Here is a 15,393-nt window from a genome sequence, read left to right on the forward strand (position 1 = left end):
AGTAAGATTAAATCTGTTCTTGGACCAACCCTATCAAGGTGTTGGCATCAAGTTCTCCCGACTGTCTCCAAACCATCTGGCCTTCCTTGTAAATCATCAAGGTCGGCAGGTTTTTAATCCTGAGAGCATCGGCCAATTCCTGGTTTTTGTCAACGTCTATCTTGATTACTTTCGCCTTATCGCCCAAGGCCGCAGCCACATCCCTGATGACAGGATGCATCGACACGGACTGGTCATTCCACTCGGTGTAGAAATCTATCAGGACCGGAACCGGGGCATTAATAAGTTCTCCGAATTTTGACATCTTAATGAATTTTAGTTGGCGTTTTAGCGGGTAAAATTGCGCTTAGTGATACAAATGTAACATTTTAAACGAATTATGCCATATCACCTCGTTTTTTTAGTTCAATAACGGTTATTTCAGGCCTGATGCCTACGCGACCCGGATACGCATGGTAGCCAAACCCGCGGTTGACATATATATAGCGGCCCAGATGTTCGTACAGGCCGGCCCATTGCTTGTAAAAATACTGCGCCGGACTCCATTTTACGACACCTGGAATTTCAATCCCGAACTGGAAGCCGTGCGTGTGCCCAGACAATGTTAAATGATACGGCAAGTGGTAATCCTTGACTTCCATGTCCCAATGTGACGGATCGTGTGACATCAAAATCTTGAAATCATCAGGCGCCAAGCCTTCCGAAGCCTTTTTCAAATCGCCGGCCTTCTTGAACTTGTAGCCCCAGTTCTCCACGCCCACCAGCGCAATCTTGTCGTTGCCTTTTTTAATGTAACGGTTTTCGTTGAGCATCAAGTTGAACCCGATTTGTCGGTAAACGTCTTTGATACCTTTAAAGTTTTCCTCTTTTTCCTTGAGCGATTTCCACTGAATGTATTCGCCGTAATCGTGGTTCCCCAAAACGGCATGTTTCCCGAATGCCGGCGTATGCATTTTGTTGAACGTCTCAATCCAAGGATGCATTTCGGTCGCGTGCGTATTGACGATGTCACCGGTGAACAAAATCATGTCGGATTGTTGCGCGTTGATGAGATCGATCGCATATTGGATTTTCTCCGGATTGTCAAAACTGCCCGAATGGACATCTGAGATCTGTGTGATTGTAAAACCGTCAAAAGCATCGGGCAAATCATCGAAATACACCCGCTGGCGCATGACGTGGTAATCATACTTGCCTTTGACCATGCCATAAATCAGCGACAGGAAAGGAATCGCGGCCAGTCCAAGACCAATCTGGCTAACGAATCTCCGACGGCCCGGAATATATTCTTGTAACTCCGTTCCCGATGGCTTGCTGAATCCGCGGAAAATCGTGGTGACGAAACTGACCAGGTCTTCGCCCAAGAGCACAATGGTCAAGACCAATTTGGGAACGAACCAGAGCAGCAAAAGACCGAGCGTAAATAATGTGGTTTTGGTTTGCCCGACAGACCGATCAAATTGCGCCATCTGCCAGACGATATATATAAAGGTAAGAATGCTGACGATTTCATAGGCCGTCGCAACCCATTTCACCTTCACCGCTGCCCGGACGGCTTGGTAGGCATAATCCTCGATCATTATGAAAACGGCAACGAAAAGCAACAGCCGAAACACCATGGGCAAAAGAAATTTACTTTGTAGTACGAGGCTTTTGGCCTTTGCGTCACAAATTAACGACGATTACCTATACAAATGTAGCCGCACTAGGTAATTTTTAACATTTGTTGCAGAAGCGAAAATTCATCCAATAAATCAAGAGGTTTGTTATCTTTGGGAGAATGTCTGTCCTCGCGAAAAATAAAAGTTTCATCGGGTATGCGCTGTCCATGGCGGTCGTGCTCATCGCCTTGCGTTGGCTGGAAGTGAAATTCCTGATTTACCGCCATTCGTTTGAGATTTACGCCGGGCTGATTGCGTTGATTTTTACAGGTTTGGGCATCTGGCTCGCGCTGAAACTGAACCGCCCAAAGGAGAAAACCGTCATTGTCGAAAAGCAGGTTTTGCCGCCTCAGGAATTCAGTCGCAACGAGGCCGAATGTACCGCACGGAATATCAGCAAACGCGAAATCGACGTGCTCGAACTCATGGCATCGGGCCACAGCAACAAAGAAATCGCCGACGCATTGTTCGTTTCCACCAACACCGTGAAAACCCACGCCACCAATCTATTTGAGAAACTCGAGGCCAAACGGCGCACGCAGGCGGTGGAAAAAGCCAAGCAACTCGGCATCATCCCGTGACTCATCAAAAAGGGTGAAAAGCCGCATATGACGGTCAATTCACCCGAAAGTATGACCGCATAAAAATCCCGATTGTGCAACTTTGCGTCAATTAAAAACCATATCACATGAAAAAAATTGTACTTACTTACGGCTTGATTGCAGGCGTGATTTCTTGCCTGGCCATGATCATCACTTTGATTATCGGAATGGATTGCGTGGACGGCATCTGGGGAATGGTGCTGGGCTTCACCGGAATGATCATCGCGTTCTCGTTCATTTTCGTTGCGGTCAACAAATACCGCGAAAAGCACGGCAACGGCGCCATTTCGTTCGGGAAAGCATTCTTGATCGGGCTGCTGATCAGCGTGATCGCTTCAACGGTTTACGTGAGCGCTTGGACGTTTGAACATTCTTTCTTCGTGCCCGATTTCATGGAAAAATATTCCGCGGGAACGATAAAACAGATGCAGGATTCAGGTGTTTCGGCCGATGTCATCGCAGAAACCCAAAAAGAGTTCGACGTCATGATCGAAAACTACAAGAATCCCGTGTACGTTTTCTTCTCGACCTATCAGGAAATCCTTCCCGTGGGCATTCTCGCCTCGCTTCTGGCTGCCATCATTTTGAGGCGAAACCGCCAGGCGCCGTTGGCCAACACGTAAACATTTCCAAACAAAAAAGGAGGCCGAAAAAGCCTCCTTTCATATAAGTATGATTCTGATTGATTAGTACCGGGTGCTACACTAAAAGTATGACCGGACATCGGAACTTCTTTGCGATGATATAAACCATCCGAAAGACGTGTTTTCCAAATCATTAATAAATCAGAACCACGACTTAAAATTACATCACAATCAGCAAAATGCCAAATTCAAAATACACTTTTTTAGAATTTTAACACGTTAACAACCAAAGGATTACATTTTTGATTGACTTGCAACTTTATCAACATCATCATGGGCAAACTCGTACAAATAAAAACCCAAGCCACGACGGCAGTCGTTGAAGATTTCCTCAATACGATTGCCGACCCAACCAAGCGCGACGACAGCTTTAAACTGCTTTCGATTATGATGACATCCACCGGGGAAAAACCGAAAATGTGGGGCACATCCATCATCGGCTTCGGCGAAGTGCGTTACAAAAGTCCAAAAACGGGGCGCGAGGTCAATTGGTTTAAGATTGGTTTTTCGCCACGCAAGGCCAATTTGTCGCTTCACTTGGTTATTGACATTAATGCCCTGCAGGACGAATTACAGATGCTCGGTAAACACAAAACAGGCGTGGGTTGCCTTTACATCAACAAGCTCGAAGACGTGAACCTATCGGTATTGGAAAAAATCATCCAATCGGCGGCAAAGAACCCGTAGCGTTTTTTAGTTTACGCCGCTTTGCGTACTTTTACGAGCCTACGCGACTGCGTAAAAACTTGTAAATTTTCTTTTTATGGCCGAACAAAAACGCCTTTTCCTGCTCGACGCGTACGCCTTGATTTTCCGTGGCTATTATGCTTTCATCAAAAACCCGAGGATCAATTCCAAAGGCATGGACACGTCCGCGATATTGGGTTTCATGAATTCATTGCTCGATGTCATCAAACGCGAAAAACCCGATCATTTGGCCGTAGCGTTTGACAAAGGCGGCAGCCATGTGCGCAGTGAAATGTTCGCCGAATACAAATCAAACCGAAGCGAAACGCCCGAAGCGATACTCATCGCCGTGCCGTACATCCATAGGATTCTCGAAGCAATGCACATCCCGATCATCGAGCTCGAAGGTTGCGAAGCCGACGACTTGATCGGCACGATCGCCAAACAGGCCGAAAAGGAAAATTACCAGGTGTTCATGGTGACGCCAGACAAGGATTTCGCGCAACTCGTTTCAGAGAATATTTTCATCTACAAACCGGCGCGGCTGGGCAACGGCATCGAAATCTGGGGCGTGCCCGAAGTCTTGGAACGCTTCGAAATTGAAAGGCCGGAACAAGTCATCGATTTCCTGGGCATGATGGGCGATGCGGTCGATAACATTCCCGGGTTGCCCGGCGTGGGCGAAGTCACGGCCAAGAAACTCCTGAAGGAATTCGGGTCGATGGAAAACCTGCTCGAGAACACACACCAACTCAAGGGCAAGATGAAGGAAAACATCGAAGCCAACAAAGAACTCGGACTGTTGTCCAAACAACTGGCCACTATTCTCTGCGATTGCGACGTAAAATTTGTAGCCGAAGATTACGAATTGTCGAAACCGGATTCCGCCAAAGTGGAAGCGCTGTTCCAGGAATTGGAATTCCGCAGGCTCGCCGAGCAATTCAACAGCTTGTTCTACAGCAATCCGGCATCTTACGCAGCTGTGGAAACCACCACGGAACTTGCCCCGACAAAAACCATCACCAAGAGCGACCAATTTGATTTGTTTTCGGGGCCCGACGGTGAAACAGACTACGTTAAAAATAATTTTAATACCCTCGAAAATACCGAACATTTCTATCAAGTCGTGCAAGGCGACATGGGCGTTAAAATCCTCGTACAAAATCTCTTGAAACAAGCTGCCGTGAGCTGGGACACCGAAACCACCGGCATTGATCCGCTCACCGCCGAACTCGTCGGGATGTCATTTTCGTGGGAAAAAGGCAAGGGTTTCTATGTGCCGTTCCCCGATGATTTCCAGCAAGCGAAGGCTTTGGCCGAGAAATTCCTGCCGTTTTTCGAGCATGAAGGCATAGAGAAAATCGGGCAAAACCTGAAATACGACATCAAGATCATGATGAATTACGGGATTGCGGTAAAAGGCAAATTGTTCGACACGATGCTGGCGCATTACCTCATCAACCCAGACATGCGCCACAACATGGACGTACTGTCTGAGAGCTACCTGAATTATTCGCCCAAATCCATCGAATCGCTCATCGGCAAAAAGGGCAAGAACCAAAAGAGCATGCGCGACGTGGATTTGGAAGACATTAAGGAATATGCCGCCGAAGATGCCGACGTGACCTGGCAACTCAAGGAAGTATTTGCGCCACAACTCGACCAGACCGGCACGCGCAAACTCTTCGACGACATCGAAACACCGCTCGTGCAAGTCCTGGCCTCGATGGAAATGGAAGGCGTGCGGCTCGATACGGATTTCCTGAAATCGCTGTCGGGTGAAATGGCCGAAGAAATCAAAATCCTTGAAGCGAAGATCTACGAAGCTGCGGGAGAAAAATTCAACCTCGCCTCACCGAAGCAACTCGGTGAAATCCTGTTCGACAAACTCAAGATCGGCGGCGCAAAACAGAAAAAGACAAAAACCGGTCAATACGCCACCGGCGAAGATATCCTTTCCTACTTGGCGCTTTCGAGCCCATTTGTGCAAGACATTTTGGATTGGAGACAATTGGTGAAACTACAAAATACGTATGTGGAAGCCCTGCCGCTACAAGTGTGCACCAAGACTGGGCGCGTGCATACAGACTATATGCAAGCCGTCGCCGCCACCGGAAGGCTCAGTTCCAACAACCCAAACCTGCAGAACATCCCGATCAGGACCGAGCGTGGCCGATTGATCCGGAAAGCGTTCGTGCCCCGAGATGAAAACTACATTTTGCTCTCTGCCGACTATTCGCAGATCGAACTCCGCATCATTGCCGCACTCAGCGGCGAACCGAATATGATTGAAGCATTCCGCAACGGCGAAGACATTCACCGCTCAACGGCCGCCAAAGTATTCAATGTGTCGCCCGAAGACGTTACGCGAGACCAACGCAGCCATGCCAAAACCGTCAACTTCGGGATTGTGTATGGCGTGTCTGCATTTGGACTGAGCAACCAAACGTCATTGTCCAGAAGTGAATCAAAAGACCTGATTGATGCATACTATAAAACCTATCCGAGGCTGCGTCAATACATCAACGAACAAATCGATCTGGCGCGCGAAAACGGATATGCCCAAACTATTTCGGGCCGCCGTCGCTACTTAAAAGACATCAATTCGCAAAACATCGTGGTGCGTCAAGCGGCAGAACGCAACGCCGTCAATGCACCGATCCAGGGCAGCGCCGCCGACATCATCAAGATTGCGATGATTAACATCTACAAGAAACTTTCGTCAGAAAATTGGAAAAGCAAGATGCTTCTGCAGGTCCATGACGAATTGGTTTTCGATGTACACAAAGACGAATTGGACGCCATCAGGCCGATGATTAAATCGGAAATGGAAAATGCATTTACGTTAGCCGTGCCGCTTGAAGTGGAAATGGGGACAGGAGAAAACTGGCTGTCAGCGCATTAAGTAATTTATTTCGTGCTTGTACACCTAAAATCTACCTGAAAACCGGACGAATCGGAGCGGTAAAGCTGTAACTTTGGGGAAACTTAAAACTCCTTATTGGTATGAAAAAAACTTTACTCGCGATGTTGTTTGCCGGAGCGGTATGCCAGGCACAAACAACCCACATGGTCAATTGGTTCTTCGGCGTGCCGTCCAGCCAAACGACTTTAACAATCCAGTCGGGCGACACGGTGATGTGGATGTGGACCGACACCTCAATGCCGCACACGGTAACCAGTTTGGGCAGCGCCGTTGAATCTTTTAATAGTGGCACCATTACTGGGGCAGGCCAATCGTTCGAGCACACATTTACGGTTGTGGGCGCCAATCCTTATCGTTGCGCCTTCCACGCGGGCATGACTGGAACCATTACCGTTACGGCACTTTCAACACCAGAAGTGCGTCAGGACGAATTCAAATTCTACCCGAACCCTGTAACCGATTACATGACGATTTCCAGCCCAGTAAACATTGGCCGTGTAACCGTTGTTGACCTTACCGGCAAAACCATTATCGACATGAACGCCGGAACGCCGGAAGTTGTCGTGCATTTCGAGAATTTCCCGACAGGCCAATATTGGGTAAAAGCCGAAACTGCCTCTGGCATACGCACGTTTTCCGTAGTGCGGAAGTAATTTTTCGCGGCGTGGTCGCAAAAGTTCGCGCGGAATTCCTATTTTTATTGGACACATAAACCAATTCTTATGAAGAAAATGTTATTCCCTGCTTTGGCGCTGCTGTTGGCTTTTGGCGCCTGCAAAAAAGCGGAAGACAAAGCCAAAGATGAAACCGCCGCCGACACAACGGCCACGGTAAAAACCGAACCTGCGGAAGCTGCCAAACCGATGGATTCTGCTGCCGTCGAAAAAGCATGGACCGCTTACATGACACCAGGCGAGCCGCACAAAATGATGGCCGCCGAAGCCGGTTCATGGACCACCGAATCAACGATGTGGATGGGCGCCGATGCACCGCCGCAAAAATCCACGGGAAGTGCCGACATCAAGATGGTATACGGCGGGAAATACCAGCAATCCGTCCACAAAGGAACCGCGATGGGCATGCCTTTCGAAGGAACAGCCACGGTAGCCTACAACAATGCGTCGAAGAAATACGAATCGACTTGGATTGATAATATGGGAACCGGCATGATGTTCTTGACCGGCGACTACGATGCCGCGACCAAAGCCATAACTTTCACTGGAAAATGTGTCGACCCCATCAGCGGTGGTGAAAAATCGCTTCGTGAAATCTGGACGGCACCCGACGACAACACCCGCAAGATGGAAATGTTCGAAACTGGTCCCGACGGGAAGGAATACAAGTCGATGGAAATGATCATGAAACGAAAATAACCGAATTCTCTTGAAATGTAAAACCAGTGAAATTCACTGGTTTTTTTGTGGTTTGATGTTACAGTTTATTCGTAGAGTCGCGCTGGCGCAATTCGGTTTTGATGGTCACCGTTTTGGGCTTGAAGAATTCCTCTTTGCTTTCAAGGCGTTCAATCAAGAGGTTGGCGGCTGCCGCGCCGATTTCCGGGCCGTGTTGGCTTACGGTAGATAAACTCGGCGTCAATCTTCTGGACCAAACGCCGTCAGCAAACCCGATGAGCGACAAATCCTGCGGGATTTTCAAACCTTTCTTCACGCCTGCCTTCATCGCCGTGACCGAAGCGTGTTCATCGAGCGCAAAAATACCGTCGATACTTTCCTTGTCGAACAACGCCGGAAACCTGCTGTCGAAGTCCTCGGGCGAATCTGTCTGGAGTACGAGTTTATCGTTTACCTTAATATTGTTCTTCGCCAACGCCTCGAAATAACCTTTGGCCCGCAATTTTCCGACACTGAGATTGTCTATGGCCGACAGCAATGCAATGTTTTTACAGCCGGTTTTGATTAAATGCTCAGTGGCATGCACCGCCGACTCGAAATCGTCCACGATGACTTTGTCGCATTCCACATCGTCCGAAACCCGGTCGAACATCACCATCGGGATGCCTTCCTCGATGATTTGTTTGAGGTGATCGAATGATTGTTCCTTTTGCGCTTCTTCGGAAATCGACAGGATAAAACCGTCAATCGCACCACGGCTGAGAATGTCCAGCGCATGGATTTCCTTCTGGAGCGATTCGTTGGAAATGCACGTAATGATATTGTAGCCTTTCGCTTCCGCCGCCTTTTCAATCCCGCTGAACACTTTCGCGAAAAACGGATTCAAGATGTTTGGGATGACCACGCCAATGGTCATCGTGCGGCGGTTTTTGAGATTCAAACCGGCCACGTTCGGGCGATAGTTCCTGAGTTGCGCATATTCCTGTATGCGTTGCCGCGTTGGTTCGCTGATTTCCGGGCTTCCGTTAAGCGCTTTTGATACCGTTGAAACCGATACGTGCAGTTCGGCGGCGATTTGTTTTAGCGTGGCTTTCTCTTTCATCGCAATGGGCTTAATGCTGTAATTTATCTAGTAGACTGTGTAAGTCAGGTTAACAAAATCGACGTGAACTTTACAATTCTCGAAATTAGAGAATTCCCTACCAATAGCAATGCAATCCGGATTTAATTTTTAACACTGTTCCGAAAAACTGGACGTTGCATTATTTCGTATCAATTAGAACCAATAGAACCGACATACAAGCCTATTTATCAACTAAACATTTGTATTATGAAAAACCAAGTTACGGTTCATGAAGTCAATCCGGCGGTACTCAAAGGGCGTCGCGACTTTTTGAAGATCAGCGGGCTCGCCATTGCAGGGACCGGATTATTGCTCGCGGGCTGCTCGAGCGACGACGACGGTACGCCCGATTCACAACAATTACCCGGCATCCGAAACGGAAAGTTCGACTTCGGCGGTGGCGATTTGGGCGTGCTTACCTATGCGTATGCGCTCGAACAACTCGAAGCCGATTTTTACACGAAAGTAGTCAACGCGACCGGATTCACTAGCACATTCAATGCAACAGAGCAGCAAGTCCTGACCGATTTGTACCGGCACGAAGTCATCCACCGCGAATTTTTCCGTACCGCTATCACCGGTGCGCTAAACAGTATGGGCGAAGACGTGGACGCGCGCTTGCTCCCAGATTTGACCTTCCAATATACCGGATTGAATTTCTCGAGCCGCGACCAAGTCCTGGCTACCTCAAAAGCGCTTGAAGATACCGGCGTGGCAGCATACAATGGTGCAGGTTACATCATTGCGAACCCGGATTACTTACTGATTGCGGGTAAAATCGTCTCGGTCGAGGCGCGACATGCATCGGCCATCCGGAGTTTGATCAATCCGAACTCAAAAGATTTTGCCGGCGACGACATCGTGAGCAACACCACCGGGCTTGACCAAGCACGGAAGCCTTCGGTAATCTTGGGCGAAGTGGCATCGCTCAACATCATCCAGAACGAATTCACCGCCATGTATTTACCATAATCTTAATCCGAAATAGTCATGAATATCTTAAAATTTATATCATCGTTCGCCGATGAGAGAATCCTCAATGCAACCGGTTCGCGCCGCGAAAGTTTCAACCAATTCGGAAAGATTGGCAAAAATATGGCACTGGCCTCTATCCCATTCGGGTTCGCCGCGCTCAACACTAAGGCATTTGCTGCAGACATACAACCAACGCCCGCGACGGCCATCGGTGCATTGCAGTTGGCCTTGACACTCGAATATCTAGAAGACGAGTTTTACCAGACCGCGCTCGATACAGCAGGACTAATCCCGCCTTCCGAAAACAGTGGTCGCGACTTGAAAGTCTTTCAACAGATTTCGCAGCATGAGGCCGACCACGTGGCATTTTTGATTGCCGGACTCGGCGGCACGGGCAGCGCGAATTTTGTTGCGAAACCAACGTTCGATTTTACGGCTGGCGGTACATTCCCTGACGTATTCAGCAATTACCAAACTTTCCTGGCTTTGGCGCAGGCTTTTGAAGATACGGGCGTGCGTGCTTATAAAGGACAGGCCGGAAACTTGATTGGCGACGATGCGCTATTGACCGCAGCGCTTCAGATTCACTCGGTGGAAGCGCGCCATGCCTCTGAAGTGCGCAGGCTGCGTTCTGAAAAAGGATGGATTACGGGCAACACCAGCGCGCCGGCGCCAGCTGCACAAGCGGTGTACGACGGCGAGCAAGTCACCACACAAGCCGGGTATAACACCGCTGCGCTCTTTGGTGCAGGCGCTGGATCAGAGGCTTTCGATGAACCTTTGACCACGGCCGAAACGGTGTCCATCGCCAACCTTTTTATCGTGTAACGACGCGTTTTATGTCGTTTCCGAAAGCCGCCTCGACCAAGGCGGCTTTTTATTGTCAAAAAGTTTGTTGACAAACACGCTGTTATACAAGGCGAAAACCCCAATAAAAATAATATTTACAAGGCGTTTGCATTTCACGGAATTAATTGTACTTTTGCATCCCCTTTTATTGGGGATGGAATGTTTAATTAAATAAAATTTTATTGTGAACACATTGAGTTACAAGACTATTTCAGCCAACAAGGCCACTGTCACGAAGGAGTGGGTTGTTGTTGACGCTGAAGGGCACAACCTGGGCCGTCTTGCTTCTAAGGTCGCGATGATCCTTAGGGGAAAGTACAAGCCTAGCTACACGCCTCACGTAGACTGCGGCGACAACGTGATTGTCATCAACGCAGAGAAAATCAATCTCACAGGAACCAAAATGGACGACAAAATCTACATGCGTCACACGGGTTATCCTGGAGGTCAAAGAACCCTTACTGCCAAAGTAATGCAAGCAAAAAATCCTGCTTCATTGGTAGAGAAAGCCGTAAAAGGAATGTTGCCTAAGAACAAACTGGGTGCAGAACTTTTCAGAAACCTGAAAGTAACCGTAGGCGCTGAGCACAAATACGAAGCTCAGAAACCTAAAACTGTAAACCTTAACGATCTTAAATAATGGCTACAATCCACAAAATCGGAAGAAGAAAATGCGCTGTAGCACGTGTTTATGTTACAGAAGGCAGCGGTAAAGTTACCGTGAACAAAAAAGAAATGGCAGTGTATTTCCCAACTGCAACGTTGCAATACAAAGTGATGCAGCCGATGTCTATGACAAACAACGCTGAGAACTTTGACGTAAAAGTAAACGTTACAGGCGGCGGCACAACTGGCCAGGCTGAAGCTGTTCGTATGGCTTTGTCACGCGCCATGTGCGAAGTTGACGCTGAGAACCGCTCGATCCTGAAACCGGAAGGTCTTTTGACCCGCGACCCACGTATGGTGGAACGTAAGAAATTCGGTCAGAAGAAAGCACGTAAGAGATTCCAGTTCTCTAAACGTTAATCGTTATTTAGACGAAAGTCAAAAGACGAAAGAGACACGAGTTGACTACAAGAATTAAAAAGAAAATTAAAAACTGTTATTGTTGCATTTAGTTTAGCATCCAAATGAAGCCTTGCTAAAGCGCTTATAGGCGAAAGCCGACAGCCAAAGGGAACATTGCTAAAACAACAGAACGTAAACTAAAAATTAAAATGGCAAACAAAGTAGACGTTAAAGAGTTGCTGGAAGCCGGAGTCCACTTCGGACACATGACCCGCAAATGGGATCCAAACATGGCGCCGTATATCTATATGGAGCGCAACGGCATCCACATCATTAACCTGTATAAAACCGCTGCGAAAATCGAAGAAGCAAACGAAGCTTTGAAGAAAATCGCTGCCTCTGGACGCAAGATCCTTTTCGTTGCGACCAAAAAACAAGCAAAAGACATCGTTGCAGAGAAAGCTGCTTCGGCCAATATGCCTTACATCACCGAAAGGTGGCCAGGCGGTATGTTGACCAACTTCGTCACCATCCGTAAAGCTGTTAAGAAAATGGCTTCTATCGACAAGATGAAGAAAGACGGCACTTTCGCAACCCTTTCTAAAAAGGAGAAATTGCAAATCGAGCGTCTGCGCGCTAAGTTGGAGAAAAACTTAGGTTCTATCGCCGACATGTCACGCCTTCCTGCTGCGCTTTTCATCGTAGACATCAAGGCCGAGCACATCGCCGTAAAAGAAGCTCAAAAATTAAACATTCCAGTTTTCGCCATGGTCGATACGAATTCTGACCCTCGTGAGGTTGATTACGTAATCCCGGCGAATGATGATGCTTCTAAATCGATCGACAAAATCATGTCTTTGGTCACTGCCGCCGTCATCGACGGATTGCAGAACCGCAATGCTGACGCCATCGTAGAAGATGCAGAAACGGAAGAAACTGTTGATGCAGTTGAAACCGCTGCACCAGTTGCGGAAGCACCGGCTGTTGAAGAAGTAACTGCTGAAGTAGCAGAAACTCCTGAAGCAAACGAAGAAGCCAAGTCAGAAGAATAAATCTTTTTAATTCCAGTTTATCCGGCCGGTCCGATTCTGTGAATTTGCCCGAGGGTAAACTGGAATTTTCTTTTCAAACATTAAAAATTAAAAAAATAATTACAATGAGTACAGTTGCAATTACTGCTGCAGATGTAAATAAATTGCGTACCGCTACCGGCGCCGGTATGATGGACTGCAAAAAAGCTTTGGTTGAAGCCAACGGCGACTTCGAAGCTGCTATCGAAATCCTTCGCAAAAAAGGCCAGAAAGTGGCTGCAAACCGTTCAGACCGCGAGTCGACCGAAGGTGTTGCGATTGCTTTGGTAAATGCCGACAAAACAGAAGGTGTTGCCATCACTTTGAATTGCGAGACTGACTTCGTAGGCAAAAACGAAGGTTTCGTGAAGTTGGCCAACGATTTCGCTGCCATCGCTTTGAAATCAGCCGACAAAGACGCATTCCTCGCTGCCGATTTCGGTGGTATTTCAGTGTCAGAGAAATTGATTGAACAAACAGGTGTCATCGGAGAAAAAATCGAGATCGGTTCTTTCGAGAAACTCTCTGGCGCGTTCATCGGTTCTTACGTTCACTCAGGCAAAATCGCCGTTTTGGTCTCTTTGTCTGCCAACGTTGACGGTGCCGAAGAAGCCGCCAAAAACGTAGCAATGCAAGCGGCCGCCATGTCGCCAATTGCACTTGACGAAACCGGTGTTGACCAAGCTACCATCGACAAGGAAATCGAAATCGCGAAAGATTTGCTCCGTCAGGAAGGCAAGCCAGAAGCAATGCTCGACAACATCGCCAAAGGCAAATTGCAGCGTTTCTTCAAAGACAACACTTTGGTGAACCAAGATTACATCAAGGATTCATCTATGAGCGTTGCCGCTTACATCAAGTCTGTAAACGCTGATTTGAAAGTGACAGGCTTTAAGCGTGTGGCTTTGGGTTAATCCAAAACATCCAATAATAGAAAAACCCGGTTCGTTTGGATCGGGTTTTTTGTTGGGCGTTGCGCAAGCGCCGGGCTTTCCGCAGTGCACGGCACTTTGCTCCAATCCCTAACGCAGTCCGCACGCACCCGAAACATTCTTCAATGTCCTACGGACGCAACCATTTCATTAAAAACATATTTCCCAGATTTAATCCACGTATACTGTGAAACCTGTGTTTATTTTCTTGCCGGCCCGACCCTAAAACCGGCAATCTATTTTTAACGAAATCAACACCACTCATTTCGAAAAAATCTTACATTTGAAATCTTGTCGAAATTGCTATGTTCCAAACCAAGAAAGATACGGTGTATGTCATCCTTGCCGGGATTTTCATCACCAACGCCGTCACCGCCGAACTCATTGGCGGCAAACTCATCGATGTCTTCGGCATTCCGATGAGCATCGGCATCCTGCCTTGGCCAGTGGTTTTCCTCACGACAGACCTAATCAACGAATACTTTGGTGAGAAAGGCGTCCGGCGCTTGTCGTTCATCACGGCCTGCCTCATCGCCTATTGCTTTTTCATCCTGTTTTTCGCCATGCGTATTCCGGCGCATCCAGACATTCCCGGCGTGACAGACGCGCAATTCTCGGCCGTTTTTGGGCAAAGCCAATGGATCATCGTAGGCAGCATCACGGCGTTTTTGGTGTCGCAGCTCATCGACGTCACGTTGTTCCATTTCGTGAAAAGCAAAACCGGCGGCAGAATGCTATGGCTGCGCAGTACGGGTTCAACGGTGATTTCGCAGTTCTTCGACAGTTTCATCGTGCTCGGTATCGCGTTTTACATGACCGGGAAAATGACCACCGAACAATACATCCAATCGGGCTTGGCGGGTTATCTTGTCAAGTTGTCCATCGCGGTATTGCTCACCCCTTTGATTTATCTCGCCCACTCACTCATCGACAAATACATCCATGAAGACAAACGATAAAATCCGGTGCGCTTGGTGCGGCCAAGACGAACTGTATATGAAATACCACGATGAGGAATGGGGAAAACCCGTGTATGACGACCGCGTGTTGTTTGAATTCCTCATCCTGGAAACCTTCCAAGCCGGCCTGAGCTGGATCACCATTTTGCGCAAACGCGAGAATTTCCGCGCCGCTTTCGACAAATTCGACTACAAAAAAGTCGCGAAGTATTCAGAGGACAAAATCGCCGAACTCATGGACAACGAAGGCATCATCCGCAACGGTTTGAAGATCAAAGCCGCCGTGACCAATGCGCAGGCGTTCATGGAAGTGCAAAAAGAATTCGGGAGTTTCTCAAACTACATCTGGGGTTTCACCGGCGGCAAACCGCTGGAGAACAACCGCAAAACCTTGAAAGATATTCCGGCCACGACGCCATTATCTGACCAAATCAGCAAAGACCTGAAGAAGCGCGGGTTCAAATTCGTGGGTTCAACTGTGGTGTATGCGCACATGCAGGCCACCGGAATGGTGAATGACCACGTTGCCGATTGCTGGATCATGAACGAAATTTCGAACGGCGAACAGCGAACGGCGAACGATTGAAACATCAGACCAAAAAGAT

General features: G+C 48.1%; 17 protein-coding genes. 14 read left to right on the top strand and 3 right to left on the bottom strand.

What is annotated here, in order from left to right; translation table 11 throughout:
- Positions 1-7: 7 nt before the first annotated feature.
- A complete protein-coding gene (locus ACM9J1_RS13900; protein ID WP_415582691.1) occupies positions 8-304 on the bottom strand; it encodes a thioredoxin family protein in 297 nt (98 codons plus the stop codon).
- 73 nt (positions 305-377) lie between these two features.
- Complete coding sequence (locus ACM9J1_RS13905) at positions 378-1,619, bottom strand: metallophosphoesterase (protein ID WP_415582692.1); 1,242 nt, start codon at positions 1,617-1,619, stop codon at positions 378-380.
- A gap of 161 nt (positions 1,620-1,780) precedes the next feature.
- On the opposite strand from ACM9J1_RS13905, the gene ACM9J1_RS13910 reads away from it, so the two are divergent.
- The 6 genes from ACM9J1_RS13910 to ACM9J1_RS13935 all read left to right on the top strand — a co-directional run bounded on the left by ACM9J1_RS13910 (position 1,781) and on the right by ACM9J1_RS13935 (position 7,893).
- Positions 1,781-2,242: a helix-turn-helix transcriptional regulator gene (locus ACM9J1_RS13910; protein WP_415582693.1), complete on the top strand. Its 462-nt coding sequence runs from the start codon at positions 1,781-1,783 to the stop codon at positions 2,240-2,242.
- Between the two features lie 107 nt (positions 2,243-2,349).
- Entirely contained in the window at positions 2,350-2,886 is a 537-nt protein-coding gene (locus tag ACM9J1_RS13915; RefSeq protein ID WP_415582694.1) for a DUF4199 domain-containing protein, read from the top strand.
- Between the two features lie 294 nt (positions 2,887-3,180).
- Entirely contained in the window at positions 3,181-3,594 is a 414-nt protein-coding gene (locus ACM9J1_RS13920; protein ID WP_415582695.1) for a DUF1801 domain-containing protein, read from the top strand.
- Positions 3,595-3,670: 76 nt separating this feature from the next.
- The gene (polA, locus tag ACM9J1_RS13925) at positions 3,671-6,499 is read left to right on the top strand and encodes a DNA polymerase I (RefSeq protein WP_415582696.1); all 2,829 of its coding nucleotides are present in this window, start codon (positions 3,671-3,673) and stop codon (positions 6,497-6,499) included.
- A 101-nt stretch (positions 6,500-6,600) separates the two neighbouring features.
- On the top strand, positions 6,601-7,173 hold the full coding sequence (locus tag ACM9J1_RS13930) for a T9SS type A sorting domain-containing protein (RefSeq protein ID WP_415582697.1): 573 nt from the start codon (positions 6,601-6,603) through the stop codon (positions 7,171-7,173).
- Positions 7,174-7,242: 69 nt separating this feature from the next.
- Positions 7,243-7,893 carry a DUF1579 domain-containing protein gene (locus ACM9J1_RS13935; RefSeq protein ID WP_415582698.1) on the top strand — a complete coding sequence of 217 codons (651 nt, stop codon included), beginning with the start codon at positions 7,243-7,245 and terminating at the stop codon, positions 7,891-7,893.
- A gap of 58 nt (positions 7,894-7,951) precedes the next feature.
- On the opposite strand, the gene ACM9J1_RS13940 is transcribed toward ACM9J1_RS13935, so the two are convergent.
- Positions 7,952-8,974, bottom strand: coding sequence for a LacI family DNA-binding transcriptional regulator (locus ACM9J1_RS13940; protein ID WP_415582699.1), 1,023 nt, complete (start codon positions 8,972-8,974; stop codon positions 7,952-7,954).
- Positions 8,975-9,202: 228 nt separating this feature from the next.
- Between ACM9J1_RS13940 and ACM9J1_RS13945 the strand changes: the two genes are divergently transcribed.
- The 8 genes from ACM9J1_RS13945 (at position 9,203) to ACM9J1_RS13980 (ending at position 15,374) form a co-directional block, all read left to right on the top strand.
- A complete protein-coding gene (locus ACM9J1_RS13945) occupies positions 9,203-9,967 on the top strand; it encodes a ferritin-like domain-containing protein (protein ID WP_415582700.1) in 765 nt (254 codons plus the stop codon).
- 18 nt (positions 9,968-9,985) lie between these two features.
- The gene (locus tag ACM9J1_RS13950; RefSeq protein ID WP_415582701.1) at positions 9,986-10,798 is read left to right on the top strand and encodes a ferritin-like domain-containing protein; all 813 of its coding nucleotides are present in this window, start codon (positions 9,986-9,988) and stop codon (positions 10,796-10,798) included.
- Positions 10,799-11,003: 205 nt separating this feature from the next.
- Positions 11,004-11,459 carry a 50S ribosomal protein L13 gene (rplM, locus tag ACM9J1_RS13955; RefSeq protein ID WP_415582703.1) on the top strand — a complete coding sequence of 152 codons (456 nt, stop codon included), beginning with the start codon at positions 11,004-11,006 and terminating at the stop codon, positions 11,457-11,459.
- A complete protein-coding gene (gene rpsI / locus ACM9J1_RS13960) occupies positions 11,459-11,845 on the top strand; it encodes a 30S ribosomal protein S9 (protein ID WP_415582704.1) in 387 nt (128 codons plus the stop codon). The genes rplM and rpsI overlap by 1 nt, the downstream gene beginning before the upstream one ends.
- 191 nt (positions 11,846-12,036) lie before the next feature.
- Complete coding sequence (gene rpsB, locus ACM9J1_RS13965; protein WP_415582705.1) at positions 12,037-12,879, top strand: 30S ribosomal protein S2; 843 nt, start codon at positions 12,037-12,039, stop codon at positions 12,877-12,879.
- Positions 12,880-12,983: 104 nt separating this feature from the next.
- A complete protein-coding gene (gene tsf / locus ACM9J1_RS13970) occupies positions 12,984-13,811 on the top strand; it encodes a translation elongation factor Ts (protein ID WP_415582706.1) in 828 nt (275 codons plus the stop codon).
- Positions 13,812-14,134: 323 nt separating this feature from the next.
- The gene (locus ACM9J1_RS13975; protein WP_415582707.1) at positions 14,135-14,788 is read left to right on the top strand and encodes a queuosine precursor transporter; all 654 of its coding nucleotides are present in this window, start codon (positions 14,135-14,137) and stop codon (positions 14,786-14,788) included.
- A complete protein-coding gene (locus tag ACM9J1_RS13980) occupies positions 14,772-15,374 on the top strand; it encodes a DNA-3-methyladenine glycosylase I (RefSeq protein ID WP_415582708.1) in 603 nt (200 codons plus the stop codon). Before ACM9J1_RS13975 ends, ACM9J1_RS13980 begins: the two co-directional genes overlap by 17 nt.
- Positions 15,375-15,393: the final 19 nt, after the last annotated feature.

Source organism: Flavobacterium longum (assembly GCF_965137575.1).
Classification (GTDB): Bacteria; Bacteroidota; Bacteroidia; order Flavobacteriales; family Flavobacteriaceae; genus Flavobacterium; species Flavobacterium longum.

Bases quoted from the DNA above. Each gene is read 5' to 3' on its own strand.
- ACM9J1_RS13945 (WP_415582700.1), top strand. From the start codon at position 9,203: ATGAAAAACCAAGTTACGGTTCATGAAGTCAATCCGGCGGTACTCAAA.
- rpsI (WP_415582704.1), top strand. From the start codon at position 11,459: ATGGCTACAATCCACAAAATCGGAAGAAGAAAATGCGCTGTAGCACGT.
- ACM9J1_RS13940 (WP_415582699.1), bottom strand. From the start codon at position 8,974: ATGAAAGAGAAAGCCACGCTAAAACAAATCGCCGCCGAACTGCACGTA.
- ACM9J1_RS13935 (WP_415582698.1), top strand. From the start codon at position 7,243: ATGAAGAAAATGTTATTCCCTGCTTTGGCGCTGCTGTTGGCTTTTGGC.
- ACM9J1_RS13910 (WP_415582693.1), top strand. From the start codon at position 1,781: ATGTCTGTCCTCGCGAAAAATAAAAGTTTCATCGGGTATGCGCTGTCC.
- ACM9J1_RS13980 (WP_415582708.1), top strand. From the start codon at position 14,772: ATGAAGACAAACGATAAAATCCGGTGCGCTTGGTGCGGCCAAGACGAA.
- ACM9J1_RS13975 (WP_415582707.1), top strand. From the start codon at position 14,135: ATGTTCCAAACCAAGAAAGATACGGTGTATGTCATCCTTGCCGGGATT.
- ACM9J1_RS13915 (WP_415582694.1), top strand. From the start codon at position 2,350: ATGAAAAAAATTGTACTTACTTACGGCTTGATTGCAGGCGTGATTTCT.
- ACM9J1_RS13930 (WP_415582697.1), top strand. From the start codon at position 6,601: ATGAAAAAAACTTTACTCGCGATGTTGTTTGCCGGAGCGGTATGCCAG.
- ACM9J1_RS13920 (WP_415582695.1), top strand. From the start codon at position 3,181: ATGGGCAAACTCGTACAAATAAAAACCCAAGCCACGACGGCAGTCGTT.
- polA (WP_415582696.1), top strand. From the start codon at position 3,671: ATGGCCGAACAAAAACGCCTTTTCCTGCTCGACGCGTACGCCTTGATT.
- ACM9J1_RS13900 (WP_415582691.1), bottom strand. From the start codon at position 304: ATGTCAAAATTCGGAGAACTTATTAATGCCCCGGTTCCGGTCCTGATA.
- ACM9J1_RS13950 (WP_415582701.1), top strand. From the start codon at position 9,986: ATGAATATCTTAAAATTTATATCATCGTTCGCCGATGAGAGAATCCTC.
- ACM9J1_RS13905 (WP_415582692.1), bottom strand. From the start codon at position 1,619: ATGGTGTTTCGGCTGTTGCTTTTCGTTGCCGTTTTCATAATGATCGAG.
- rpsB (WP_415582705.1), top strand. From the start codon at position 12,037: ATGGCAAACAAAGTAGACGTTAAAGAGTTGCTGGAAGCCGGAGTCCAC.
- tsf (WP_415582706.1), top strand. From the start codon at position 12,984: ATGAGTACAGTTGCAATTACTGCTGCAGATGTAAATAAATTGCGTACC.